A 24084-nucleotide genomic window follows, 5' to 3' on the forward strand; every position below is an offset into this window, starting at 1 on the left:
GATATTGGTTAGCGCCTGTCCCCGGATAGCGGCGCAAGCGCCTTATCCGGGCTACGGTGTGGTGGTCGCGATAAATACAGCGCACCGGGGATGAGGTTTGGTAGCCCCGGTAAGCGAAGCGCCACCGGGGAGGGGCGGGTTTAACGGAGGATTTTTTTCTCGGCCAGATCGAGGGCGAAATAGCTGAAGATCAGGTCGGCGCCTGCGCGTTTGATAGCGCCGAGGCTTTCCAGAACCACTTTCTCTTCATCGATAGCGCCCGCCTGGGCAGCGAATTTGATCATCGCGTACTCCCCGCTGACCTGATAGGCGCCGAGCGGCAGATCGCTGCGTTCGCGGATATCGCGCAGAATATCCAGGTAGGCGCCAGCCGGTTTCACCATCAGGCAGTCGGCGCCCTGGGCTTCATCGAGCAGCGACTCGCGAATGGCTTCCCGGCGGTTCATCGGGCTCATCTGATAGGTTTTCCGATCGCCCTTCAGCGCGGTACCGGCCGCTTCGCGGAACGGGCCGTAGAAGGAGGAAGCGAACTTGGTGGAGTAGGACATAATCGCCGTATTAGTGAAACCGGCGGCATCCAGCGAGCGGCGAATCGCCTGTACCTGTCCGTCCATCGCGGCGGAAGGAGCGATGAAATCCGCCCCTGCGGCGGCGGCGACAACGGCCTGCTTGCCGAGGTTTTCCAGGGTCGCGTCGTTATCCACCCCGTGGTCGCACAGCACGCCACAGTGACCGTGGGAAGTGTATTCGCAGAAGCAGGTATCGGACATGACGATCATCTCCGGCACCGTGGACTTGCAGATCCGCGACATACGCGCCACCAGGCCATTTTCATTCCAGGTATCGCTGCCGGTGGCATCGGTGTGATGAGAAATGCCAAAAGTCATCACCGAGCGAATGCCGGCGTTAGCGATGCGTTCGATTTCACGTGCCAGATATTTTTCCGGAATGCGCATCACGCCGGGCATGGCCTCGATCGCTTTGTAATCATCAATTTCTTCTTCAACAAAGATCGGCAACACCAGGTCGTTCAAACTCAGTGTTGTCTCTTCAAACAGGGCGCGCAGCGCAGCGGATTGACGCAGGCGGCGGGGGCGAGTGATTAAATCTGTCATGGTTTGCCTGATTTTGTGAAATGAAAGACGTTAGTGTAACTGAAATGGCATGGGGATGTTTCGCCAAAACGATCGTTATGTCGTGTTGGCGAAACCCCCGCGAACTTACTGGCTGGCCGTCTGCATGTTGGGCTGCGCGCCGCTCAGCTCGCTGACCAGGTCGTTGATGCCATCGCTCATATTGTTGAAGCGGGTTAACGGCGAGCGGGTTACCACCACAAAAGCGCCGACGTTAGCCTGCGGATTCATCGCCATATAGGTGATAAACCCGCCGCCACCGCCGGTTTTCTGAATAATCCCCGGATGGCCATTCTTCGGCTTCATATACACCCAGCCAAGTCCCAGCGCGTCGGCGCGGCCCGGCACGTCCATACCAATCACCCGGGTCAGTTGGTTACGCTGATAAATCAGCGTCTGCATCCGATCGGCCTGCTGGCTGCGGGTATAGAAATCGGATGACAGGAACTGCTGCATCCAGCGCATCATATCCCCCGGCGTCGAGTAGACTCCGCCGCTGCCGATCGCCGCCAGGGTGTTGTTGCATGGGCTGGCGCCTTTTTCCGGGATCATCAGCCGCTGGCACTGATCCGGTGACGGGGTAAAGGTGGTGTCCTTCATCCCCAGCGGCCGGGTGATCTGTTCTTCAAACAGCTGCGGATAAGGTTTGCCGGCAGCGGTGGAGAGCGCGTCCGCCAGTAAATCAAAGGCCAGGTTGGAGTAGGCCGCCTGTGAGCCCGGCGCGGTCTTCAGGGTCGCGGTAGAGAGCCAGTTCCAGCGCTGCTGGCGGGTCGGCCAGACAAACACCGGACGATGAGCGGCGCCGCCAGGCTGCTCGCGCGGCAGGGCGCTGGTATGGGTTGCGAGGTTAACCAGGGTGATTGGTTTTCCCTGCCAGTCAGGCACCCGGGTACCCGGCGGGGCGTATTTGCTCAGCGGATCGTTGAGTTTCACCACTCCCTGGTCGAGCAGCTTTACCAGCATCTCGCTGGTCATCAGTTTGCTGAGGGAGGCGATACGGATCACCGAGTCGAGCTGCGGGTGCTGATTATTCCCCGGGCGGGTTTCGCCAAAGCTGCGAAAAACACGCTGATTGCCATCGATAACCACCAGCGCCATGCCGGTGGCGCCGCTGCCGTAGTAGATATGATTGGCGTAACGATCGACCACATCCGAGGCGAAAACCGGGTCAACGGTAGGCTGTGCGGCCTGCACCGAGGTCCACGACGCCGCGCACAGCGCAGCAAAAATGAGCAAACTACGTTTCAACGGAGATCATCCATTAAATAAATAAAAAAGAAGAGGGTATTTATACTACGAAGTGGCGCAGAACAAAGTGGGATTCACGACATTCCTGCAGGAAAAAGGTAACGGTGCGTAAAAAAGACTTTTTTACGCTTTCAGATATCGGCTTTTTCCGCTGCCGCGTATGATGACCGTTTGGCTGAAAGTTCGTGGGAGAGAACAATGACGGTTCAACGGGTAGTGATGGTCGTGGATATGCAAAACGGCGTGTTCGCCACGCCGCGTCTGGCGCGCGAGCGCTGCGTCGCGCAAATTAATCGTCTGGTGCGCGCGGCGGACAAGGTTATTTTCATTCAGCATGATGAGGCCGGCGGCCTCGAAGCCGGCAGCGAAGGCTTCGCCCTGCTTCCCGAGCTGGAACAGCCAGCTGGCGCGCTGTATGTCACCAAAACCGCCTGCGACGCCTTCTACCACACCTCGCTGGCGCAGGTGCTGGACGAACACGACATTCAGCAGTTCGTCATCTGCGGCTGCGCCACCGACTACTGCCTCGACACCACCATTAAAAACGGCGCCAGCCGCGGGTACGGTATTGTGATCGCGGAAGATGCCCATACCACCGCCGACCGCCCCGCCGCGCAGGCCGCGACGCTTATCGCCCACTACAATGAGGTGTGGCGTACGCTGACCGTTCCTGGCAATCCTTTACAGGTGAAACCCACAGAAACAATTCTGCACGCCTGGCAGCAGAACTAAGCTGTTGATATCCGGTCTTATCATTCGTCTGCCCCGCGAGAGCGCATCCACGCGGCGGCCGACGTATGCGTCGTACACAGCAATAGCAGAACGATAAGAAGTTAGCAGGAGACAATGATGTTTAAATCTTTTTTCCCCAAACCGGGGCCGTTTTTTATTTCTGCCTTTATCTGGTCGCTGCTGGCCGTGATCTTTTGGCAGGCGGGCGGCGGCGACTGGCTGCTGCGGGTCACCGGAGCATCGCAAAATGTGGCGATCAGCGCGGCGCGCTTCTGGTCGCTCAACTATCTGGTGTTCTACGCTTACTATCTGTTTTGCGTCGGCGTGTTTGCACTCTTCTGGTTTGTCTACTGCCCGCATCGCTGGCAGTACTGGTCGATTCTCGGCACGTCGCTCATCATCTTCGTCACCTGGTTTCTGGTGGAAGTCGGGGTGGCGATCAACGCCTGGTATGCGCCGTTCTACGACCTGATCCAGAGCGCGCTGGCCACCCCGCATAAGGTCAGCATCAACCAGTTTTATCATGAGATCGGCATCTTTCTCGGCATCGCGCTCATCGCGGTGATCATTGGCGTGATGAACAACTTCTTCGTCAGCCACTACGTCTTCCGCTGGCGCACGGCGATGAACGAACACTATATGGCCCACTGGCAGCATCTGCGCCATATCGAAGGCGCCGCGCAGCGTGTGCAGGAAGATACCATGCGCTTTGCCTCCACCCTGGAAGATATGGGGGTAAGCTTTATCAACGCGGTGATGACCTTGATCGCCTTCCTGCCGGTGCTGGTGACGCTCTCCGAACACGTTCCCGACCTACCTATCGTCGGCCATTTGCCGTATGGTCTGGTGATTGCCGCTATCGTCTGGTCGCTGATGGGGACCGGCCTGCTGGCGGTGGTGGGGATTAAGCTGCCGGGCCTGGAGTTTAAAAACCAGCGCGTGGAAGCCGCCTATCGTAAAGAGCTGGTCTACGGTGAGGACGATGAAACCCGCGCCACGCCGCCGACGGTGCGCGAGCTGTTCAGTGCGGTGCGTCGCAACTATTTCCGTCTCTATTTCCACTATATGTATTTCAATATCGCCCGCATTCTCTACCTGCAGGTGGATAACGTTTTCGGCCTTTTCCTGCTGTTTCCGTCGATCGTTGCCGGTACGATTACCCTCGGGCTGATGACGCAAATTACCAACGTCTTCGGCCAGGTGCGCGGCTCGTTCCAGTACCTGATTAGCTCGTGGACGACGCTGGTGGAACTGATGTCCATCTACAAACGTCTGCGCAGTTTTGAACGCGAGCTGGACGGCAAGCCGCTGCAGGAAGCGATCCCGACATTACGTTAATTAAGACAAGGAAGCATGATGGCCGCACGTTTATCGCGCATTATTCCCGGTTCATTGACGCTGTTGGCGGCCATGGTGCTGAGCGCCTGTACCAGCCAGCAGGCCCCGACGCTGAAAAAGGGCGAGAAGCCCGTTGACGTGGCGTCGGTGGTGCGGCAGAAAATGCCGGCCAGCGTCAAGGATCGGGAGGCCTGGGCGCAAGCCATCGCCACCGCGTTTGACAGCCAGAAGCTGGCGCCGACGGAAGAGAATGTCTGCTCGGTGCTGGCGGTCGCGCAGCAGGAGTCTAACTATCAGTCCGATCCGGTGGTGCCGGGGTTGAATAAAATCGCCTGGCAGGAAATTGACCGCCGGGCGGAAAAAATGCACATTCCGCCGTTTCTGGTCCATACCGCGCTGAAGATCACCTCGCCAAACGGTAAAAGCTATAGCGACCGTCTGGACAATGTGAAGACGGAAAAGCAGCTGAGCGCCATTTTTGATGACTTTATCGGGATGGTGCCTATGGGGCAGAAGCTGTTCGGTTCACTTAACCCGGTGCACACCGGGGGGCCGATGCAGGTCAGCATTGCCTTTGCCGAGCAGCACACCTCCGGCTACCCGTGGAAAATGAACGGGACGGTGCGCCAGGAGGTCTTCAGCCTGCGCGGTGGCCTGTGGTTTGGCACCTATCATCTGCTGAACTACCCGGCCAGCTACAGCGTGCCGCTGTACCGCTTTGCCGACTTCAACGCCGGCTGGTATGCCAGCCGTAACGCCGCCTTCCAGAACGCGGTGGTGAAAGCCAGCGGGGTGAAACTGGCGCTCGACGGCGACCTTATCCGCTACGACAGCGAGGAACCGGGCAGCACCGAGCTGGCGGTGCGTCGTCTGGCGGGCCAGTTGGGAATGAGCGACAGCGAGATCCACCGCCAGTTGAAAAAGGGCGACAGCCTGGCGTTTGAGAAGACCGACCTTTATCAGCAGGTTTTCCGCCTCGCCGAGAAAAGGGCGGGCAAGACTCTGCCGCGGGAGATGTTGCCAGGGATCCAGCTTGAGAGTCCGAAAATTACCCGTAATCTGACGACGGCGTGGTTTGCAAAACGGGTTGATGAGCGGCGGGCAAATTGTATGGCGCGGCGTTAACGGCGCTGACGCCAGCGCACAATGAGCGCCAGCAGCCCGATGAACGAGCAGCCGATCAGGAAAGGGATCAGGCCAAAGAGGGTGCCAACGGCGAGACTGATGTCGACTTGCGGACGGCTGGCGTCCTGCGTTTGCATCAAGCGTTCAAATACCCCCGGAGCGTGGATCAGCATGCTGAGCATCTGCGCGCCGGCCCAGCAGCAGACTAGCACGAACAGGCCGTAGGCGACATGGCTGCCGGTCAACGCCCCTCTTTTTTTATTTCCCAAAAGCGATTTTGAAAAACTGAATTCAGCCATAGGCCCTCCCACCTCTGTACTGCTGGTTTTTTCTCCAGCTCTATGGCAGGTATTCTGGCAGTGAGGGGCCATTGTCAGTATCAGATTGCTGGTAATTGCCGTCCAGGAATAATCCTGTTTTCGCCGGTGTGTTAACCGCGCCACAGGAATGGAAAAGGGAGAGCGGCGTCGCAATCCAGCAACATTCTCTCCCGCGCTACAGACCGCCGCGGGCGGCTATGCGAAGATGCGTTTTTTTGCTGTTGGAGGTCGCATGAAGCTCACAGATAAAATTCGCCGCGACTGGCACTACTACGCGGTGGCGCTGGGGCTAATTTTTATTCTCAATGGGGTGGTGGGGCTGCTGGGGTTTGAAACACAGGGCTGGCAATCCTACGCCGTCGGTCTGGTGACCTGGGTCATTAGCTTCTGGGCCGCGGGCCTGGTGATCCGCCGCCGCCCGGCGGAAGAGGCCTGAGACCCCTGCTGCCAGGCGCGATAAACGCGTTTTAGTTCATGGAGGTTTTCAGCGCCCGGTCCGCAGCATGGCGCTCCAGCGCCAGCTCAATCAGCCGGGTGATCAGACTGGTGTAGTCGAGGCCGCTGGCCTGCCACAGCTTCGGATACATGCTGATGTTGGTAAAGCCCGGCAGGGTGTTGATCTCGTTGATCACCACCTCGTTGTCGGCGGTGAGGAAGACGTCGACGCGGGCCATGCCGCTGCAGCCCAGGGTCTGGTAGGCCTGCACTGCAATCGCGCGGATTTTGTCGTTGATCTCAGGGGCGATGGCGGCCGGGACCACCACCTGCGCGCCCTGGTCATCGATATATTTGGTGTCGTAGGCGTAAAACTCGCTGTTGAGGACAATTTCACCGCAGGTGCTGGCCTGCGGATGGTCGTTACCCAGCACCGCACACTCAATTTCCCGCCCTTTAATGCCTTGTTCCACCACGACTTTATGGTCAAATTCAAAGGCCAGGGCCACCGCCTGATGGTACTGCTCTTCGTTTTTAACTTTGCTGACGCCAACCGATGATCCCTGGTTGGCCGGCTTCACGAACAGCGGCAGCCCCAGCTTCGCTTCGACATCGGCAAAGCTGAACTGCGCGCGGTTGGCGCGGGTCAGGGTGATAAACGGGGCGACGGCGAGCCCGGCATCGCGCAGCAGACGTTTGGTCACGTCTTTGTCCATACAGGCCGCGGAGCCCAGCACATCGGAACCAACGAAAGGCAGATTCGCCATGCGCAGCATCCCCTGCAGGGAGCCATCCTCGCCCAGCGTGCCGTGGACGATGGGGAAAATCACATCGATAGCCGCCAGCGGCTGGCCGCTGTCGGCGTTAATCAGCTGCTGTGCTTCTCGGCCCGGGATCTGCGCCAGGGTCACCGTGGAAGGACGCAGGGCAATGCGGGCAGGATCCTGAGCATTGAGCAGGTAGTTGCCGGCGTCGTTGATGTGCCATAGCCCCTGTTTATCAATACCCAACAGAACCACATCGAAGCGCGATTTATCAATCGCTTCCACGATATTCTTCGCTGACTGCAGCGACACTTCATGCTCCGCCGACTTGCCGCCAAAAACGATCCCAACCCTCATCTTTGCCATTTCAACTTCCATCCAGATAACATCAAAGGGCATAACATACCATGTGAAACCGCTGCCTGCCTGCCATAATATTTACCTGATCAATTGACGGGAGTGGGCGTGAGAGGAAAGACGCTGCTGGTGCTGGCCGGGATGCTCGGCGCGGGCCTGTTAGGATACCGCTATCTGCCGCCGCACCTGAATCCGCTGGCGCCGCTGGCGCTTAACGATCCCCCGGGCTGGTTGACGTCATTCAAGCTACGCAGGCTGACGGCAGACCAGTGCGCCTCCCTGCTGGCGGAAGCCAATCGCCGCCGGCTTATCGCCAGCCAGCCGGTGGCCGACAGCGAGGGAAGCTGCCCGCTGCATAACGTGGTGCGGGTAGCGAATTTTGGCAGCGTGACGCTGAGCAGCAGTTTCCTCGCCAGCTGCCCGCTGGCGCTGAGCAGTGCGCTGTATGTCGAGCAGCAGGCGAAACCGCTGACCCGTCAACTGATGGCGAGCGATCTGCGCCAGATCGATCATCTCGGCAGCTTCGCCTGCCGCAATATCTACCATCGGCAACAGGCGCGGCGCAGTGAACACGCCACGGCGGACGCTCTGGACGTCAGCGGTTTCCGCCTGGCGGACGGCCGACGCGTCAGCGTCCTGCAGGGCTGGCGGAGCGAGACCTCGCATCCCTGGCTGGCGGCGCTGTTGAACAACAGCTGCCACTACTTCGGCAATGCGCTGGGGCCAGAGTACAATGCGGCTCACGCCAATCATTTTCATCTGGGGATGCGCGGACAGGGCTTCTGCTTTTGAGCATAAAGCGCTGTGAGTAGCCTAAATGACCAGAAAATGCTTCGTCAGGTTCTCATCCACACTCATAAAACACCAAACTCACCGCCAGCGCATCTATGGTAGTACACCAGTGGAATGAAATTGCTAAGCTAGGTAATAATTGGCAAATCATTAATGAATACGCGTAGTTATGGAATCCTGGAAGGTTAATCTCATCTCCGTCTGGTTTGGTTGCTTTTTTACCGGCCTGGCGATCAGTCAAATTCTCCCTTTTTTGCCCCTCTACGTCTCCCAGCTGGGCGTTACCTCGCATGAAGCGCTGTCGATGTGGTCGGGGCTGACCTTCAGCGTGACTTTTCTTGTCTCGGCGATCGTCTCGCCGATGTGGGGGAGCCTGGCAGACCGCAAAGGCCGCAAGCTGATGCTGCTGCGTGCCTCGCTGGGGATGGCGATTGCTATTTTACTGCAGGCCTTCGCCACTAACGTCTGGCAGCTGTTTATCCTGCGGGCGATCATGGGCTTAACCTCCGGTTATATCCCCAACGCCATGGCGCTGGTGGCCTCCCAGGTGCCGCGCGAGCGCAGCGGCTGGGCGCTGAGCACGCTATCAACCGCGCAAATCAGCGGCGTGATCGGCGGCCCGCTGCTGGGCGGCTTCCTGGCGGACCACGTCGGGCTGCGGATGGTCTTTTTTATTACGGCGATCCTGCTGACCATCAGTTTTCTGGTGACCCTGTTTCTGATCAAAGAGGGAGGGCGCCCTCAGGTCAGTAAAAGCGAGCGCCTCACCGGAAAACAAGTCCTTGCCTCTTTACCCTATCCGGGGCTGGTGATCAGCCTGTTCTTCACCACCCTGGTGATCCAGTTGTGCAACGGCTCAATTGGCCCGATCCTGGCGCTGTTTATCAAGTCGATGGCGCCGGACAGCAACAATATCGCCTTTCTGGCCGGGATGATCGCCGCGGTGCCTGGCGTGTCGGCGCTGATTTCTGCGCCACGGCTGGGTAAGTTAGGCGATCGCATCGGTACCTCGCGGATCCTGCTCGCGACGCTCTGCTGCGCAGTGGTGATGTTTTTCGCCATGTCTTTTGTCACCACCCCGCTGCAATTGGGTACGCTGCGTTTCCTGCTCGGCTTTGCCGATGGCGCGATGCTCCCGGCGGTTCAGACTTTATTGCTAAAATACAGCAGCGACAGCGTCACCGGACGCATCTTTGGCTATAACCAGTCGTTTATGTATCTGGGCAACGTCGCCGGGCCGCTGATTGGCGCCTCTGTATCGGCGATGGCCGGCTTCCGCTGGGTGTTTATTGCTACCGCCATTATCGTTTTCATTAACCTCTGGCAGCTGGCATGGATGCTGCGCCGCACCCGCCGGGCTAACGCCTGAACCTCTGCTGACGGTATTTATCGCGATACCGTCAGCGTTATTCACCGTCGGTACATTTACCATTACTTTTTGTTATCGCCATGCCGTGAGCGCTATTCCATTTTATTATTTCCTGCGCCATCTGGTTATAACCATCCCCGACCATGATTAAACAATACTATTTGTAGTGGTATTTTGTTGTGGTAAAACGTTTCGCTGTATATTGGGTGTTGCGATGATTCTTATTTTAAGTAATTCTGAGGTCCGTCATCGGGTATGACATCCCAATCAAAAACAGGCCTCGCATAAGGAACTGGTGCTATGAAGAATCTCATTGCTGAGTTACTGGTTAAACTGGCGCAAAAGGAAGAAGAAGCAAAGGAACTGACGGTGCAGGTTGAAGCGCTGGAGATCGTGGTCACCGCATTATTGCGCCATATGGAGCATGATGCCCAGCAGGCATTGATTCAGGATATAGAACAGGCGATTGACCAGGTGACGCCCTGTCCGCCGGTCAACGACCAGGATGCGATGCTGCTGCAGCAATATCTAAAGAAGCTGTTGCGGCATCCTCGTAGCTAGTCTTTGTGACACGACAAGGATGCCGTCATTTTTCTGTCATCTCCCTTTTATAAAGTCTCCCTCGTTTTGTTTTTTTTAAGTATTTTTTACATGGAGATGACAAAAGTGAAATTAAGCGCCCTGTTTATTGCCCTGGTTCCTCTGCTGGGCTCGCCGGTTATTCATGCAGAAACGACTGCTGCGCCGGTTCTGGAAAATCGCGCTGCGCAGGGAGATATCACCACTCCCGGCGGCGCGCGTCGTTTAACCGGCGATCAAACCGAAGCGCTGCGCGCCTCGTTAATCAATAAGCCGGCTAAAAACGTTATTTTGCTGATTGGCGATGGCATGGGTGATTCGGAAATTACCGCTGCGCGAAATTATGCGCAAGGGGCGGGCGGTTTCTTTAAAGGGATTGACGCCTTGCCGTTAACCGGGCAGTACACGCACTATTCGCTGGATAAAAAAACCGGGAAACCGGACTACGTGACCGACTCGGCGGCGTCCGCCACTGCCTGGACCACCGGCGTCAAGACCTATAACGGCGCGCTGGGCGTCGATATTCATGAGAACGCGCATCAGACCCTCCTCGAGCTGGCGAAAGCGGCGGGGCTGGCCACCGGCAACGTTTCCACCGCCGAGCTGCAGGACGCCACCCCCGCAGCGCTGGTGGCGCATGTGACATCGCGTAAATGTTACGGCCCCACGGTCACCAGTGAAAAATGCCCCAGCAATGCGCTGGAGAAAGGGGGCAAAGGCTCCATTACCGAACAGCTGCTGAACGCCCGGCCGGATGTCACCTTAGGCGGCGGGGCGAAGACCTTTGCCGAAACGGCGACGGCGGGCGAGTGGCAGGGCAAAACCCTGCGCGAGCAGGCGGAAGCGCGCGGCTACCAGATTGTGACCGACGCGGCTTCCCTTGCCGCCGCGACTGACGCCAGTCAGGCTAAGCCGCTGCTGGGTCTCTTCGCCGATGGCAATATGCCGGTTCGCTGGGAAGGGCCGAAGGCGTCTTATCACGGCAATATCGATAAGGCGCCGGTGACCTGTACGCCAAACCCGAAACGCGACGCCTCGGTGCCGACGCTGGCGCAGATGACGGAGAAAGCGATTGACCTGCTGAGCCGCAACGAGAAAGGTTTCTTCCTGCAGGTGGAAGGCGCTTCCATCGATAAACAGGATCATGCGGCGAATCCGTGTGGCCAGATCGGCGAAACCGTAGACCTCGACGAAGCGGTGCAGAAGGCGCTGGAGTTTGCGCGAAAAGACGGCAATACCCTGGTGATCGTCACCGCCGACCATGCGCACGCCAGCCAGATCATTCCGGCGGACAGCAAAGCCCCGGGACTGACCCAGGCTCTGAATACCCACGATGGCGCAGTGATGGTCATGAGCTACGGCAACTCTGAGGAAGAGTCGATGGAGCATACCGGCACCCAGCTGCGCATTGCGGCCTACGGTCCACACGCGGCTAACGTCGTCGGCCTGACCGACCAGACCGACCTGTTCTCGACCATGAAAGCCGCCCTGAGTCTGAAATAAGTCGCTGCCGGTGGCGAAATCGCGTCACCGGCTGGTTTTTTTTCTATCTGCGTCCAGACTTACAACGATCCACTCACAGAAGGATGGTGCGATGAAAATAACCTTACTAATGACTCTACTGTTTGGCTTGATCTTTATCAGCGCGGTTGGCGCGGCAGAAAAAACGCCCACTCCACAGCAGCAAAAGATGACGGACTGCAATCAGCAAGCGTCAGCCAAAGCGCTGAAAGGAGATGAGCGCAAAACGTTTATGAGCCAGTGCCTGAAAAAAGAGACCACTACGTCGCAAGGAAAAGCGCTCACCCCTCAGCAGCAGAAGATGAGCGACTGCAACGAAGCGGCCTCGGCAAAATCGTTGAAGGGTGATGAACGCAGTACCTTCATGAGTACCTGCCTGAAGAAAGCCTGAAAAAAAAGGGAGCGCCTGCGCGCTCCCTTCTTCTTTGAACACTCAGGGCATTGCTGCCTACCCTCTCAGGCTCAGGAGCGGCTCAGTTTCTCTGATTTCTCCATACACTGGGTGATGGCTTCGATCACCGCGGAGCGGAACCCTTTCTCTTCCAGTACGCGGACGGCTTCGATGGTGGTCCCGCCAGGCGAGCAGACCATATCTTTCAGCGCCCCCGGATGCTCGCCGCTCTCCAGCACCATTTTGGCGGAGCCCATTACCGCCTGGGCGGCGAATTTATAGGCCTGGGCGCGCGGCATGCCGCCGAGGACGGCGGCATCGGCCATCGCTTCGATAAACATAAAGACATAGGCCGGCGCGGAGCCGCTCACGCCCACCACCGGATGGATCATCGGCTCGGCAATTTGTTCCGCCTGGCCAAAGCAGCGGAACATGGTCAGCACTTCGGCCACGTCTTCGCTGCTTACCAGCGCGTTAGGCGTGACGGAGGTCATACCGGCGTTGACCAGTGACGGCGTATTGGGCATCGCGCGAATAATTTTGCGATCGTGACCGAGGGCGCGCGCCAGTTGCTCAAGCGTGACCCCGGCGGCGATGGAGACCACCAGCGACTCTTTATTCAGGCTTGAGGCTACGTCGCCCAGCACTTTGGTCATGATCCCCGGCTTAACCGCGCCGAAGACGATATCGGCAATCTGCGCCACTTCCTGAGCGCTCCCGGCGGCGTTGATGCCATACTGGTCGCGCAGAGCCGCAACCTTATCCGGCGACGGGGTGTAGACCCAGATTTGTCCCGGCTGTACCTGGCCGCTGGCGATCAGTCCACCCAGAATGGACTTACCCATATTGCCGCAGCCGATAAAGCCAATTTTCTTATCCATCACCATTCCCCTCTGCTTTTTTCGTTACGATCTGATTAGCTTACCATCCTGCGCTTTCATGGGGGAGAAAAGCAGGTAACATTGGCGTCACTTATTGCAGGTAACAGGAGCTGGCATGGCTATTTGGGTAGATGCGGACGCGTGTCCGAACGTGATTAAAGAGATTTTGTTCCGCGCGGCAGAGCGTACCCAGACCCCGGTGACGCTGGTGGCGAATCAGCCGCTGCGCGTGCCGCCGTCGCGTTTCATCCGCACTCTGCGGGTTGAGCAAGGTTTTGACGTGGCGGATAATGAAATCGTTCGCCAGTGCGCGGCGGGAGATTTAGTCATCACCGCCGACATCCCGCTGGCGGCAGAGGTGCTGGCGAAGGGCGGGGCAGCGCTGAATCCGCGCGGGGAACGTTACAGCGAGGCGACGATCCGCGAGCGCCTGACGATGCGGGATTTTATGGAGACATTACGGGCCAGCGGCGTGCAGACCGGCGGCCCGGATAGTTTATCGCAGCGCGACCGGCAACAGTTTGCCGCCGAGCTGGAGAAGTGGTTGCTGGCGGTTAAGCGTCAGCAGGGTTAAACCCAGCTATCGTCGTCGCTGCCAATATCATCGTCGCCAAAGCCGGCGTCGAAGTCGTCGTTCCAGGTGTTGTCGGCAAGGAACTGATCGTCTCCCTGGCGGAACGGATCGTCACCCGCGGTGGCGTCCTGCGCGGCGGCATCAGGCTGCGGCTGCTCTTCGATGATATTAACGATCTCCTGCGGGTGCGAGCCGCTGAACATGTTGGTCAGCATATTGCCCAGCACCACGCCGCCCGCTACGCCTGCGGCCGTTTGCAGCGCGCCCGCCATAAAGCCGCCGCCGCGTGCCGCTGCCTGCGGGGCATAGTTCGGTTGCTGTTGCGGCGAGGCATACTGCGGCTGGGCGCTGGCTTGCGGGCGACCGTATTGCTCCGCGCCCGGGATGGGGTCAGAACCGCGTGACGAGCCGCCACCGCCAAACAGGCCGGAGAGGAATCCGCCGCTGCTGGGCTTCGCCGCCTGCAGCTGGCTGACCTGGCTCTCCAGCGCCTGGATGCGATCGTTAAGCTGTTTAATCGCGGCTTCCTGGATAAGAATGGTTTGCGCCATATAGTAGGGGGCCGCCGGCTGCGCGCTCACATGTTGGGCAATCCGCTCCTCGGCGCTGGTATCGCGCGATGCACTGTGCGCCTCAGCCTCTTTTAGCCGGGAAAACAGTCCATCAATAAGGCGTTGTTCTTCAGATTGCATGTTACATTCCTCTGTCACACTGTCGAATAGGCATCAGGGTGCGTCTGAAACACGATGTTGTAAATATGTTGCTTCGTAAAGCTATGCATAAATGTGTTACCGTTTACGCCAGCGTTGGATAAAAAATAACGCCCAGCCGAAAGTAAAGCTGGTTAAACACTTAATGCAATGATAAGTTTACATCAAGAGCCCCTTTTGTCACTGTGGTGATGGGGTGTAAAGAAGTTGTGTAACGTTTTGTTTACGACTACATTACGGAACAAACAGCGATAATACGTTCTTTCGTTTTCATATTTTACGACAGGCGGAACCAGGGGGTCTTCGGTCATGACACAGCCAATCTTTCTCATCGGGCCACGAGGCTGCGGTAAAACCACCGTCGGTCATGCGCTGGCGCGAGCGCGGCATTTTCAGTTCTCCGATACCGATCATCGGCTGCAGGCCCATGAGCAGCGGACGGTGGCAGAGATCGTGCAGGCAGAAGGGTGGGCGCGTTTTCGCGAACTGGAGACCCTGTCGCTGAAGGCCGTGACTCTGCCGAATACGGTGATCGCCACCGGCGGCGGTATTGTGCTGGCGGAAGGTAATCGCCAGTTTATGCGGGAAAACGGCGTGGTGATCTATCTGCAGGCCTCGGTGTCGGCGCTCATTGATCGTCTGGAGGCCTACCCAAAAGCCGAACAGCGGCCGACGCTTACCGGTAAGCCGGTACGTGAGGAAGTGGGCGAGGTGTTGGCGCAGCGCGAAGCCTTATACCGTGATGCCGCCCATCATATTGTCGATGCCACGGCCTCCCCGGATCGGGTGGTGGAGCAGATTATGACCATGCTGTGCGGCGCGACGGCAACCCCGGTAAGTTAAGAATTTACTTACATTAAGGCGGCGAGGGGCGCCTATACTTGATAGTTCTGATACCAGAAGAAGGAAGAACTATGCCAAACAGGCCCCCATATCCGAGAGAAGCGCGCGTGGTTGCGGTAGAGAAAGGCCCGCAGGGTCAGACCGTCACCTGGTATCAACTCCGCGCGGATTATCCTGAACCCAATTCGCTGATCAGCGAACATCCTACCGAGCAGGAAGCCGTGGATGCCAAGCGGCGCTATGAAGATCCTGATAAGTCGTAACCCCTGAGCCCGGATTGCCGGCCATACTGGCAATATCGGGCGTATCTCACATTTTTTATTTATCAGTCGTACTAATGAATATCTAACACACGGATTTTTCAGGCACGCCGCTGTCGCCCGGCAATCTTTACATTCAACCGCGGCGCGGAACTGCTACGCTTCTCGACGGTTGATTTTTACTCACCGGGGGGGCGGATGCCGTGTGTGGTAAGTCTGTCTTGAAGCAGTGGTAGTGAAAAGGTACATGATATGAGTAGTGCAACGATGGCAATTTTGACCATCGGCGTTGTGCCGCTGGCGGGAGTGTTGCCGCTCCTGACCGAACATATCAGGGAAGAACAGATCACCCACATTAGTTTGCTGGGCGATATGACACATGCTGAGGTAACCAAAGAGTACGCGGTGGGTGACGGCGAGCAGGGCCTGCTGACCTTGCTCAATGATAACCAGCTGGTGATGGTATCGCGGCAGAAAATTGAACGCGATATCCGCAGCGTGATCGCGATGCTGGATCGGCAGAACTATGATGTGATCCTGTTGCTTAGCTCCGAACAGTTAAGCGGTTTTACCACCCACCATGCGATCCTTCTTGAGCCGCAGCGGATCATCCCGCCGCTGGTGGCGTCGATCGTCGATGGGCATCAGGTGGGGGTGATCGTGCCGGTGGAAGAGATCATGCCTATGCAGCGGCAAAAGTGGCTCTCGCTGGAAAAGTCGCCGTACTACGCGCTGGCCAACCCTTTTACCGGCAGCGACAGTGAGTTATTAAGCGCCGGCAAAACGCTGCTGGAGCAGGGCGCCGACGTGCTGGTGCTCGACTGTCTCGGTTACTATCAGCATCACCGCGATGTGTTACAAAAAGCCCTGGACGTCCCGGTTTTGCTGTCGAATGTGCTGGTTTCCCGACTGGCGGCAGAACTATTGGTCTAATGTGTTAATTTCACGTGACAGGGGCAAGGAGCGCCCCCTATATTGAGCCTTTAACCGACGATCAGAAGGGCTTGTTTATGCTTCAAAGCAATGAATACTTTGACGGAAAAGTGAAATCCATTGGCTTCACCAGCAGCAGTACCGGTCGCGCCAGCGTTGGCGTGATGGCGGAAGGGGAATACACCTTTGGTACGGCGCAGCCGGAAGAGATGACGGTGGTCAGCGGGGCGCTGAATGTCCTGCTGCCGGGTGAGACTGAGTGGAAAGTTTACGCCGCCGGCGAAGTTTTCAATGTGCCAGGCAACAGCGAATTTCATCTGCAGGTGGCTGAGCCAACCTCTTATCTGTGCCGCTATCTGTAAGCCAGAGTGACACCCGGCGCCTGCCGCCGGGTTGTTTTTTCCTTCCTGCCTGGCAGGAAGGAAAGCGGCGCTTAGCGCTGCGCTTCGCCGCCGAGCCCTTCTACCAGGCTTTGGATCAGGGCAGCCAGCTCGCCGGTCATTAAGATAAAGTCGGCGTCAAAGCGCTGGGCGAAATCTTCCCGATCGATATCTTCGTTTTGGTCACGTAATTCATCGCAGAACTTGAGGCGCTTAATTGACGCATCGTCGCAGATCACAAACTGAATACGCTGCTGCCAGTCCAGCGCCAGCTTGGTGACGACCTTCCCGGCCTCAATGTGCACGGCGATTTCGTCGCTGACCAGATCCTGTTTCTTGGCGCGGATCACGCCGCCATCTTCCAGCATCGCTTTCAGCTCGGCTTCATCCAGCAGCTGGAAGCCCTGCGCCACGGTGCCGGAGCGGACCCACTCGGTCAGCGTCAGCTCAATCGGATTCTCCAGGGTCAGCGGCACCACCGGCAGCGAACCGAGGGTTTTACGCAGCAGGGCCAGAGTGTCTTCCGCTTTCTTCGCGCTGGCGCAGTCGACCATGATCAGGCCGTTAACGGTATCGATCCACATCATCGTCTGGCTGAAGCGGCTGAAGGCGCGCGGCAGCAGCGAGTGCAACACTTCATCTTTCAGGGAATCTTTCTCGGTCTTCTTCAGCTTGCGGCCCTGATCGGCTTCCAGCTTCTGGATCTTCGCCTCCAGCGCCTGCTTGATCACCGGCGACGGCAGGATCTTTTCTTCTTTACGCGCGCAGATAATGATCTGGCCGTTTGCCGTATGCGTCAGCGCGTCGCTGTGCGATCCCATCGGCGACACCCAACCGGTTTTCGCCATATCCTGGCTGCCACACGGGGTAAATGTCAGCTCGGCCAGCTGTTTTTCCATCTCCTCGGCGCGCAATTCGATATCGCGGCTGAGACGGTAAACCATTAAATTTTTGAACCACAGCATGATAATTTCCACGGCTTTGTCGTTAAATCAGGCGGGCATGATAGCGAATTGTCGCTATGCTTGCATTGTTAATCGGGGTGAGGAGCTGAGCGTGCGTATTGGTATTGATTTAGGTGGAACAAAAACCGAAGTGATAGCCCTGAGCGACCAGGGAGAGCAGCTGTTTCGCCACCGGTTACCCACGCCGCGTGAGGACTACCGGCAAACCATCGAGACTATCGCCACCCTGGTAGCGATGGCCGAGCAGGCGACCGGACAGCAGGGTACCGTGGGGATGGGCATTCCTGGCGCAATTTCGCCCTATACCGGGGTGGTGAAAAACGCCAACTCGACCTGGCTCAACGGCCAGCCCTTTGATAAGGATCTCAGCCTGCGCCTTGAGCGTGAAGTCCGGCTGGCCAACGACGCCAACTGTCTGGCGGTGTCGGAGGCGGTGGACGGCGCGGCGGCGGGGGCGCAAACGGTGTTTGCGGTGATTATCGGCACTGGCTGCGGCGCCGGGGTGGCGCTCAACGGGCGGGCGCATATCGGCGGCAACGGTAACGCCGGCGAGTGGGGGCATAACCCGCTGCCGTGGATGAACGACGATGAGCTGCGCTATCGCGCCGAAGTGCCCTGCTACTGCGGTAAACAGGGATGTATCGAAACCTTTATCTCCGGCACCGGCTTTGCCACCGACTACCAGCGGCTGAGCGGCAAGGGGTTAACCGGCAGCGAGATTATGCGTCTGGTGGGCGAAGGTGACGAAAAGGCCGAACTGGCGCTGAGCCGCTATGAACAGCGGCTGGCGAAATCGCTGGCCCACGTGGTGAATATCCTCGACCCGGACGTTATCGTGCTGGGCGGCGGGATGAGCAACGTCGAGCGTCTGTATCAAACGGTACCGGACCTGGTGAAGCAGTGGGTCTTCGGCGGCGAGTGTGAAACGCCGATCCGCAAAGCGTTGCACGGTGACTCCAGCGGAGTACGCGGCGCGGCCTGGCTGTGGCCGCTCCAGGGGACCTGAACCGCTCCCCCTCACCCCGGCCCTCTCCCTGCAGGGAGAGGGAGAAAAGCGGTACGGTGCGGGTGGTAGAGGCAGTGGCCGGGAACCCCTCACCCTGCAGGGAGAGGGGAATCGCAATAGCGTGCGAAATTACAGACCGGCGCCGGACGGTTCCCTCTCCCTCCGGGAAAGGGTTAGGGTGAGGGGACATCGCCATAATTCAGACCTCACTCCACCGCAAACACTCTGTCCAGCCGACTGTAGCCCAGGCCATTTATCTTCTTCACTTTGATCTGCACCGGAATACGTTCCTTCATTGCCTCCACGTGGCTGATCACCCCGATAATTTTGCCGCTGGCGTTAAGGGCATCCAGGGCGTCCAGCGCCGTATCCAGCGTTTCGCTGTCGAGGGTGCCGAACCCTTCATCGAGAAACAGGGAGTCAATCCGTGTTTTATGGCTCACCAGGTCTGACAGCGCCAGGGCCAGCGCCAGGCTGACGAGAAAACTTTCGCCGCCGGAGAGGGTGCGGGTGTCGCGCACGGCGTCGGCCTGCCAGGTATCGACAACCTCCAGCTCCAGCGCCTCGCTGGCCTTGCGTTGCAGCAGATAGCGGCCATGCAGCCGGTTGAGCTGCTGGTTTGCCAGCCAGACCAGATTATCGAGGGTCAGCCCCTGGGCGAATTTGCGGAACCGGTCGCCGGTGCTGGAGCCGATCAGCGAATTCAGATAGCCCCAGTCGTCCGCCAGCTGCGTCGCCTCTGCAATCTGCTGTCCCAGCGCCTGCTGCTGCTGACGGCTTTCATTGTCCTGCCTGAGCTGCTGGCGGATCTCACCCTGACGGGTCGTGTTGTCCCGCAGCCGCTGGGCCAGGGCGTGCAGCTGCGTTTGCAGGGTGGGGCCGTCCGCGTCTGATCCTTGCGGCCGCAGCGCCAGATGCGCCTGTTGCTGCTGAGTCGCCTGCTCGCAGAGCACCGTCGCTTGCTGAAGCTGCTGCTCAAGCGACTGTTTTAACTGCGTCAGCCGCTGGGCGGTCTCGTCATCCAGCAGTGCGGCGAGGAACGCCTCCCGATCGTTGAAGCGGCTGGCGGCCAGGGCAGTCGTGAATTGCGTCTGTGACTGATGTACGCGCGCCGTTTCTTCGGTCTCCAGTTGCTGCTGGGCGACAAGCTGGCTGTGCAGCGACAGGCATTCCTCGTGGATTTCGCGCCAGTTGTCCGGGATCACCGGCTCAGCCTCCGCGTCATCCTCATCGCCGGGCGGCAGCGTATCGAGCAGCGGTTTCAGGGCGGCGATCTGCTCCTGGAGCACGCCATGCCGCGTCTGTTGCGCCTGCCACCGGGCAAATTCGCTTTCGCGAGCGTGCAGCCAGGCGGCTTCTGCGCCTTCTTCCGGCAGGCTGAGCGACAGCGTCTGCAGGGCGTTCTCCAGCCCCTGGCGCGTGGTCTCCAGCTGCTGGTGAGCCTGGCGCTCCAGCGCTTGCTGGTCGTTGAGCTGGCTCTGTAACATCAGACGCTGGCTGAGCTGATAGAGCTGCTGCTCGTAGCGCTCCTGCTCCTGCATCCAGTCGTTTATCTCTTGCGCAATATCCCGCGTGACCTGCAGAGCGGCGCAGGTTTCCTGCCACGCTTTAGTGAGCGCTTGCTCTTCCTCTGTGAGCCGCCGGGCCGCTTCGGTCTCACGCTGGAGCTGCTGCGTCAGGGCGTTGACCTGCCCGAGGACCAGCAGACCTTCTTCTTTCAGCGCGGCGACCTCTTTTTCCAGCGCGTCGCGGCGGCGCTGATTATCCGTGACCGTTAGCGAGGCGTATTGCTCAATCGCCGGATGTTCACAGGATCCGCACAGCGGGCAGGGCTTCCCCGCCTCAAGCCGGGCGCGGTAACCTTCCAGATCTTTAATCGTTTCTTCCCGCTGGCAGAGCGCCTTCAGGTCGAGATAGTGCTGGTTTTTGTCTTTATATTGCTCCCGACGTTGCGTCAGGGTGGCATTGAGTTTTGCCTGCTCCGTTTGCGCCTGCTGGATGTTCTCGGCGCTCTGCCGCAGGCGTTTGTGCAACTGCTGATGCTGTTCATGCAGGGAGAGCAGCCGCTGGCGCAGCGGCCGCGATTGCGTTTGCTGCGCCATCGCCGCCGCGACTTCCTCTGCGGACAATGACAGGGAGCTGGCCGGCAGAGCGCTGAGTTTCTGGCGCAGCGCGGCCAGGCGGGTGGTCTGAGCCGTTAGCTGCTGTTTATCGCGCGTCAGTTGCGAGAATTGCGCCCGCCAGCCGGCAATCTCCTGGCCCCATAAGCGGAATCGGTCATGGGCCGCCAGCCACTGCGCCAGGTCCGTCAGTTCAGCCTGACGCTGCTGCTGAGCGTGCAGGGCGCTGCGGCGGATGCGCGCGCGCTGCGCGGTGCAGGCAAGTAAGCGAGCATTTACTTCGTTGATCCGTTGCCGGGTTTGCGCCAGACCTGCCACCTGTTCCTGCTGACGCTCCCACAGGGGGCGAAGTTGGGCGGCCGGCTGGGCCAGCTCAAGCTTCGCCAGCGCCGGGGCGGCGTCGGTCAGCGCCTGGCGGGCCTGCTGCTGCCGGCTAACCGCCTGCTGGTGCTGCTGCGCCAGCTCGTCGCAGCGCGTCAGCCACTGAAGCTGCTGTTGCTGGTTTTGCTGCTGCGTTAGCAGGGTTTTTTCTTCGTCAGTGAGTACCTGCAAACTTTCATGCAGCGCCTGCTGCTGCGCTTCCGTCAGCAGAACGATGCCCGCCGCCTGGGCTTCGAACTTCTCCAGCGCGTGGCGAGCAGCTTTGTGCTGTTCGTAGACCATGGCCGAAATCTGGCCGTAGATTTCCGTGCCGGTCAGCTCCTCCAGCAGCTCCGCGCGATCGCTCGGCTTCGCGTTCAGGAAGGCGGCAAATTGTCCCTGGGAAAGCAGCATCGAGCGGGTGAAACGGCCATAGTCGAGCCCGGTGAGCGTCGCGGTTTGCTCCAGTTTGTCCGAGACCTTATCGGCGAGGATTTTGCCGTCGGCGCAGCGTGCCAGCTCGACGCGGGGCGCCTGCAGATTGCCATCCGGTTGGTTGCGTGCCCGGTTCTGGCTCCAGAAAGCGCGGTAGGCGGTGCCTTTGACTTCAAACTCGACTTCCGCCAGACATTCGGCGGTATCGCGGGTCATCAGGTCATTTTGCGACTGGGAAACTTTATTCAGGCGCGGCGTCTCGTGATAAAGCGCCAGGCAAATGGCATCGAGCAGGGTGGTTTTGCCGGCGCCGGTGGCGCCGGTAATGGCGAACAGGCCGTTGCTGACGAACGGCTCGGCGGTAAAGTCTATCTTCCATTCACCCTTCAGGGAGTTGAGGTTTTTCAGACGCAGACTGAGGATTTTCATGCGTTTTCGTCCTCCGCGGTGAGCGTATGCAGCGTATGGGTGAACAGCTCGTGCAGCCGGGCGCGCTTGTCATCGTCAATCTCGGTCAGCGCCAGCCGGCGCTCGAACACCTCTTCCACCTTCAGTTCGCTGAGGGTCTCCCGCTGGGCGTTGAGCAATATTTTCTCGCGCTGCTCGCGGCTGCGGCGTACCAGCAACACTTCCACCGGCAGATCCTCCGTCAGCGCCTGAATATGACGCTGAATATCGTGCAGGTAGTCCTCGGTGGTGATTTCGATATCCAGCCACACCGGCGGGTCCTGCTCGACGCCGCGCCACTGCTCCAGCTGGGCGGTGATGGCGGCCAGATCGCCTTTGATCACTGCCAGCGGCTGGGTCACGGGCACCTCCAGGGTTTCCACGGCGCTGAGGCGCCCGTCGTTAAAACTCACCAGGTGCACCGATTTGGCTTTGCCGGTTTCATCGAAGCTCAGCGGCAACGGCGAGCCGCTGTAGCGGATGTGCTCGCAGCCACCGACCACCTGCGCCCGATGAATATGGCCCAGCGCAATGTAGTCGGCAGGCGGGAAGTGTTGCGCCGGAAAGGCATCCAGCGTGCCGATGTAAATGTCGCGGACGGCATCGCTTTTGCTGGCGCCGACGGTGGTCAGGTGGCCGCTGGCAATGATGGGCAGCGGCCGATCGCCGCGCAGCGCGCAGGCCTGCTGATACTGCTCCTGATAATAGTCGCTGATGGCGTGCAGTAGCTGTTGCTGTTTTTCCCGACCGGAGTGGCCGGCCTGACTGGTAACCAGCTCGCGGGGGCGTAAAAACGGCACCGGGCAAAAGATGGCGCCAGGGGTGCCGTCGCGCAACGGCAGCTCAATGGGCGCGTAGCCGGCGTTCGCCACCACGGTGGTGTGCAAAAAGGCGAGAATATCGCGGGACTCATTGAGCATCGCCACTGAATCGTGATTGCCCGCCAGCACCACCAGGCGACAGCCGGTCTGCTGCAACTGGACGACAAAACGGTTATACAGCTCGCGGGCATAGCTCGGCGGCGAGCCGGTATCAAAAATATCGCCAGCCACGATAATGGCGTCGACTTCATGCTCCTGCGCGCGGGCCAGCAGCCAGGTAAGAAAAGCGTCGTGTTCTGCCGCGCGGCTTTTGCTGTAAAAATTCTGGCCCAAATGCCAGTCGGAGGTGTGAAGGAGGCGCATAAATCTTCCCTAGCGAAAAAAGCATGGGCGGCAGTATATCATTTGTCGGCGCGGGGTAAGTCCGCGTCATGCTTCAAATTACCCGATCATCAGACCGTCATTTTTTTCATAAATCTGTCACAAAAGTGACGCATAATGACGCCGCACTTCTATACTGATGGCTAAAAAACACAGGGTAAATAATGGCGAGAAGAATTCTGGTCGTTGAAGATGAAGCTCCAATCCGCGAAATGGTCTGCTTTGTTCTGGAGCAAAATGGCTTTCAGCCCGTCGAGGCGGAAGATTATGACAGCGCGGTGAATCAACTCAATGAACCCTGGCCTGATTTGATTCTCCTTGACTGGATGCTGCCGGGTGGTTCGGGGCTGCAGTTTATTAAGCTGCTCAAGCGCGAGGCGATGACGCGGGATATCCCGGTTGTGATGCTGACCGCGCGTGGAGAAGAAGAGGATCGTGTTCGCGGCCTGGAGACCGGCGCGGACGACTACATTACCAAGCCTTTCTCACCGAAAGAGCTGGTGGCGCGAATCAAAGCGGTGATGCGCCGTATTTCGCCGATGGCGGTGGAAGAGGTGATCGAAATGCAGGGTCTGAGCCTCGACCCTTCGTCGCATCGGGTGATGACCGGCGACAGTCCGCTGGACATGGGGCCGACGGAATTTAAATTATTGCACTTCTTTATGACCCATCCTGAGCGAGTGTACAGCCGCGAGCAGTTGCTGAACCACGTCTGGGGAACCAACGTCTATGTGGAAGACCGCACGGTGGACGTCCATATTCGCCGCCTGCGCAAAGCGCTGGAACACAGTGGCCATGATCGCATGGTGCAAACGGTTCGCGGCACGGGGTATCGTTTCTCCGCCCGTTTCTGAATTTTGACAG

25 protein-coding genes are annotated in these 24084 nt (G+C 58.7%); 16 read left to right on the forward strand and 9 right to left on the reverse strand.

Translation table 11 applies throughout. The features are described 5' to 3' along the window. Window positions 1-140: 140 nt before the first annotated feature. Complete coding sequence (gene hemB, locus A1WC_RS20455) at window positions 141-1115, reverse strand: porphobilinogen synthase (protein WP_002890201.1); 975 nt, start codon at window positions 1113-1115, stop codon at window positions 141-143. A 105-nt stretch (window positions 1116-1220) separates the two neighbouring features. Further along, window positions 1221-2381: a D-alanyl-D-alanine-carboxypeptidase/endopeptidase AmpH gene (ampH, locus tag A1WC_RS20450; RefSeq protein WP_008805334.1), complete on the reverse strand. Its 1161-nt coding sequence runs from the start codon at window positions 2379-2381 to the stop codon at window positions 1221-1223. A 219-nt stretch (window positions 2382-2600) separates the two neighbouring features. Here ampH and A1WC_RS20445 point away from each other — a divergent pair, with 219 nt between their 5' ends. The 3 genes from A1WC_RS20445 to A1WC_RS20435 all read left to right on the forward strand — a co-directional run bounded on the left by A1WC_RS20445 (window position 2601) and on the right by A1WC_RS20435 (window position 5576). After that, window positions 2601-3113, forward strand: a complete 513-nt coding sequence (locus A1WC_RS20445) for an isochorismatase family protein (RefSeq protein WP_162493340.1) — start codon at window positions 2601-2603, stop codon at window positions 3111-3113. Between the two features lie 117 nt (window positions 3114-3230). Continuing rightward, a complete protein-coding gene (gene sbmA, locus A1WC_RS20440) occupies window positions 3231-4451 on the forward strand; it encodes a peptide antibiotic transporter SbmA (protein ID WP_008805336.1) in 1221 nt (406 codons plus the stop codon). Between the two features lie 18 nt (window positions 4452-4469). Next, on the forward strand, window positions 4470-5576 hold the full coding sequence (locus tag A1WC_RS20435; protein WP_008805337.1) for a DUF1615 domain-containing protein: 1107 nt from the start codon (window positions 4470-4472) through the stop codon (window positions 5574-5576). Here the strand turns inward: A1WC_RS20435 and A1WC_RS20430 are convergent. Next, window positions 5573-5875, reverse strand: coding sequence for a YaiY family protein (locus tag A1WC_RS20430; RefSeq protein ID WP_012542723.1), 303 nt, complete (start codon window positions 5873-5875; stop codon window positions 5573-5575). The two genes, A1WC_RS20435 and A1WC_RS20430, sit on opposite strands and share 4 nt — an antisense overlap. A 253-nt stretch (window positions 5876-6128) precedes the next feature. Here A1WC_RS20430 and A1WC_RS20425 point away from each other — a divergent pair, with 253 nt between their 5' ends. Next, window positions 6129-6332: a DUF2754 family protein gene (locus A1WC_RS20425; RefSeq protein WP_012968852.1), complete on the forward strand. Its 204-nt coding sequence runs from the start codon at window positions 6129-6131 to the stop codon at window positions 6330-6332. Window positions 6333-6363: 31 nt separating this feature from the next. Here A1WC_RS20425 and ddlA read toward each other — a convergent pair whose 3' ends face one another. Next, a complete protein-coding gene (ddlA, locus tag A1WC_RS20420; protein WP_012542722.1) occupies window positions 6364-7461 on the reverse strand; it encodes a D-alanine--D-alanine ligase in 1098 nt (365 codons plus the stop codon). Window positions 7462-7560: 99 nt separating this feature from the next. Here ddlA and A1WC_RS20415 point away from each other — a divergent pair, with 99 nt between their 5' ends. From A1WC_RS20415 to A1WC_RS20395, 5 genes are all read left to right on the forward strand, one after another. Beyond that, on the forward strand, window positions 7561-8244 hold the full coding sequence (locus A1WC_RS20415) for an extensin family protein (RefSeq protein ID WP_008805341.1): 684 nt from the start codon (window positions 7561-7563) through the stop codon (window positions 8242-8244). Window positions 8245-8413: 169 nt separating this feature from the next. After that, entirely contained in the window at window positions 8414-9613 is a 1200-nt protein-coding gene (locus A1WC_RS20410; RefSeq protein ID WP_008805342.1) for a multidrug efflux MFS transporter, read from the forward strand. Between the two features lie 300 nt (window positions 9614-9913). Continuing rightward, window positions 9914-10174, forward strand: coding sequence for an anti-adapter protein IraP (gene iraP / locus A1WC_RS20405; RefSeq protein ID WP_008805343.1), 261 nt, complete (start codon window positions 9914-9916; stop codon window positions 10172-10174). 90 nt (window positions 10175-10264) lie between these two features. After that, a complete protein-coding gene (phoA, locus tag A1WC_RS20400; RefSeq protein ID WP_008805344.1) occupies window positions 10265-11695 on the forward strand; it encodes an alkaline phosphatase in 1431 nt (476 codons plus the stop codon). 91 nt (window positions 11696-11786) lie between these two features. Beyond that, window positions 11787-12104, forward strand: a complete 318-nt coding sequence (locus tag A1WC_RS20395) for a PsiF family protein (RefSeq protein ID WP_016160366.1) — start codon at window positions 11787-11789, stop codon at window positions 12102-12104. Between the two features lie 71 nt (window positions 12105-12175). Here A1WC_RS20395 and proC read toward each other — a convergent pair whose 3' ends face one another. Beyond that, window positions 12176-12985 (reverse strand): pyrroline-5-carboxylate reductase, encoded by an 810-nt coding sequence (gene proC / locus A1WC_RS20390; protein ID WP_016160367.1) that lies wholly within the window; start codon window positions 12983-12985, stop codon window positions 12176-12178. 115 nt (window positions 12986-13100) lie between these two features. Here proC and A1WC_RS20385 point away from each other — a divergent pair, with 115 nt between their 5' ends. Beyond that, window positions 13101-13559 carry a YaiI/YqxD family protein gene (locus tag A1WC_RS20385; protein ID WP_008805347.1) on the forward strand — a complete coding sequence of 153 codons (459 nt, stop codon included), beginning with the start codon at window positions 13101-13103 and terminating at the stop codon, window positions 13557-13559. Here the strand turns inward: A1WC_RS20385 and A1WC_RS20380 are convergent. Beyond that, window positions 13556-14251, reverse strand: coding sequence for a DUF2076 domain-containing protein (locus tag A1WC_RS20380; protein ID WP_008805348.1), 696 nt, complete (start codon window positions 14249-14251; stop codon window positions 13556-13558). The two genes, A1WC_RS20385 and A1WC_RS20380, sit on opposite strands and share 4 nt — an antisense overlap. Before the next feature lie 327 nt (window positions 14252-14578). Here A1WC_RS20380 and aroL point away from each other — a divergent pair, with 327 nt between their 5' ends. From aroL to ppnP, 4 genes are all read left to right on the forward strand, one after another. Next, window positions 14579-15112: a shikimate kinase AroL gene (gene aroL / locus A1WC_RS20375; protein WP_008805349.1), complete on the forward strand. Its 534-nt coding sequence runs from the start codon at window positions 14579-14581 to the stop codon at window positions 15110-15112. A gap of 71 nt (window positions 15113-15183) precedes the next feature. Continuing rightward, complete coding sequence (locus tag A1WC_RS20370; protein WP_008805350.1) at window positions 15184-15375, forward strand: YaiA family protein; 192 nt, start codon at window positions 15184-15186, stop codon at window positions 15373-15375. Between the two features lie 249 nt (window positions 15376-15624). Beyond that, complete coding sequence (locus tag A1WC_RS20365; protein WP_008805351.1) at window positions 15625-16305, forward strand: AroM family protein; 681 nt, start codon at window positions 15625-15627, stop codon at window positions 16303-16305. Between the two features lie 77 nt (window positions 16306-16382). Further along, window positions 16383-16667, forward strand: a complete 285-nt coding sequence (gene ppnP, locus A1WC_RS20360; RefSeq protein WP_002890284.1) for a pyrimidine/purine nucleoside phosphorylase — start codon at window positions 16383-16385, stop codon at window positions 16665-16667. A gap of 71 nt (window positions 16668-16738) precedes the next feature. On the opposite strand, the gene rdgC is transcribed toward ppnP, so the two are convergent. Further along, window positions 16739-17650, reverse strand: coding sequence for a recombination-associated protein RdgC (gene rdgC, locus A1WC_RS20355; protein WP_002890285.1), 912 nt, complete (start codon window positions 17648-17650; stop codon window positions 16739-16741). A gap of 91 nt (window positions 17651-17741) precedes the next feature. Here rdgC and mak point away from each other — a divergent pair, with 91 nt between their 5' ends. Then, window positions 17742-18656, forward strand: a complete 915-nt coding sequence (mak, locus tag A1WC_RS20350; RefSeq protein ID WP_012542714.1) for a fructokinase — start codon at window positions 17742-17744, stop codon at window positions 18654-18656. A gap of 206 nt (window positions 18657-18862) precedes the next feature. Here the strand turns inward: mak and sbcC are convergent, their stop codons facing one another. Both sbcC and sbcD read right to left on the reverse strand, forming a co-directional pair. Further along, entirely contained in the window at window positions 18863-22000 is a 3138-nt protein-coding gene (gene sbcC / locus A1WC_RS20345; RefSeq protein ID WP_016160368.1) for an exonuclease subunit SbcC, read from the reverse strand. Continuing rightward, window positions 21997-23202 carry an exonuclease subunit SbcD gene (gene sbcD / locus A1WC_RS20340; RefSeq protein ID WP_012542712.1) on the reverse strand — a complete coding sequence of 402 codons (1206 nt, stop codon included), beginning with the start codon at window positions 23200-23202 and terminating at the stop codon, window positions 21997-21999. The genes sbcC and sbcD overlap by 4 nt, the downstream gene beginning before the upstream one ends. 182 nt (window positions 23203-23384) lie before the next feature. Here sbcD and phoB point away from each other — a divergent pair, with 182 nt between their 5' ends. Next, window positions 23385-24074: a phosphate response regulator transcription factor PhoB gene (gene phoB, locus A1WC_RS20335; protein ID WP_002890343.1), complete on the forward strand. Its 690-nt coding sequence runs from the start codon at window positions 23385-23387 to the stop codon at window positions 24072-24074. The last annotated feature ends 10 nt before the right edge of the window (window positions 24075-24084 follow it).

It is taken from the genome of Klebsiella sp. KTE92 (assembly GCF_000398905.1).
Taxonomy (GTDB): domain Bacteria; phylum Pseudomonadota; class Gammaproteobacteria; order Enterobacterales; family Enterobacteriaceae; genus Klebsiella; species Klebsiella variicola.

Coding starts and splice junctions, on each gene's coding strand:
- A1WC_RS20370 (WP_008805350.1), top strand. CDS start 15,184: ATGCCAAACAGGCCCCCATATCCGAGAGAAGCGCGCGTGGTTGCGGTA.
- sbcC (WP_016160368.1), bottom strand. CDS start 22,000: ATGAAAATCCTCAGTCTGCGTCTGAAAAACCTCAACTCCCTGAAGGGT.
- A1WC_RS20395 (WP_016160366.1), top strand. CDS start 11,787: ATGAAAATAACCTTACTAATGACTCTACTGTTTGGCTTGATCTTTATC.
- aroL (WP_008805349.1), top strand. CDS start 14,579: ATGACACAGCCAATCTTTCTCATCGGGCCACGAGGCTGCGGTAAAACC.
- A1WC_RS20365 (WP_008805351.1), top strand. CDS start 15,625: ATGAGTAGTGCAACGATGGCAATTTTGACCATCGGCGTTGTGCCGCTG.
- ddlA (WP_012542722.1), bottom strand. CDS start 7,461: ATGGCAAAGATGAGGGTTGGGATCGTTTTTGGCGGCAAGTCGGCGGAG.
- ppnP (WP_002890284.1), top strand. CDS start 16,383: ATGCTTCAAAGCAATGAATACTTTGACGGAAAAGTGAAATCCATTGGC.
- A1WC_RS20430 (WP_012542723.1), bottom strand. CDS start 5,875: ATGGCTGAATTCAGTTTTTCAAAATCGCTTTTGGGAAATAAAAAAAGA.
- phoA (WP_008805344.1), top strand. CDS start 10,265: ATGGAGATGACAAAAGTGAAATTAAGCGCCCTGTTTATTGCCCTGGTT.
- A1WC_RS20410 (WP_008805342.1), top strand. CDS start 8,414: ATGGAATCCTGGAAGGTTAATCTCATCTCCGTCTGGTTTGGTTGCTTT.
- sbcD (WP_012542712.1), bottom strand. CDS start 23,202: ATGCGCCTCCTTCACACCTCCGACTGGCATTTGGGCCAGAATTTTTAC.
- A1WC_RS20445 (WP_162493340.1), top strand. CDS start 2,601: ATGGTCGTGGATATGCAAAACGGCGTGTTCGCCACGCCGCGTCTGGCG.
- hemB (WP_002890201.1), bottom strand. CDS start 1,115: ATGACAGATTTAATCACTCGCCCCCGCCGCCTGCGTCAATCCGCTGCG.
- A1WC_RS20425 (WP_012968852.1), top strand. CDS start 6,129: ATGAAGCTCACAGATAAAATTCGCCGCGACTGGCACTACTACGCGGTG.
- A1WC_RS20435 (WP_008805337.1), top strand. CDS start 4,470: ATGGCCGCACGTTTATCGCGCATTATTCCCGGTTCATTGACGCTGTTG.
- sbmA (WP_008805336.1), top strand. CDS start 3,231: ATGTTTAAATCTTTTTTCCCCAAACCGGGGCCGTTTTTTATTTCTGCC.
- iraP (WP_008805343.1), top strand. CDS start 9,914: ATGAAGAATCTCATTGCTGAGTTACTGGTTAAACTGGCGCAAAAGGAA.
- phoB (WP_002890343.1), top strand. CDS start 23,385: ATGGCGAGAAGAATTCTGGTCGTTGAAGATGAAGCTCCAATCCGCGAA.
- A1WC_RS20380 (WP_008805348.1), bottom strand. CDS start 14,251: ATGCAATCTGAAGAACAACGCCTTATTGATGGACTGTTTTCCCGGCTA.
- rdgC (WP_002890285.1), bottom strand. CDS start 17,650: ATGCTGTGGTTCAAAAATTTAATGGTTTACCGTCTCAGCCGCGATATC.
- A1WC_RS20385 (WP_008805347.1), top strand. CDS start 13,101: ATGGCTATTTGGGTAGATGCGGACGCGTGTCCGAACGTGATTAAAGAG.
- proC (WP_016160367.1), bottom strand. CDS start 12,985: ATGGATAAGAAAATTGGCTTTATCGGCTGCGGCAATATGGGTAAGTCC.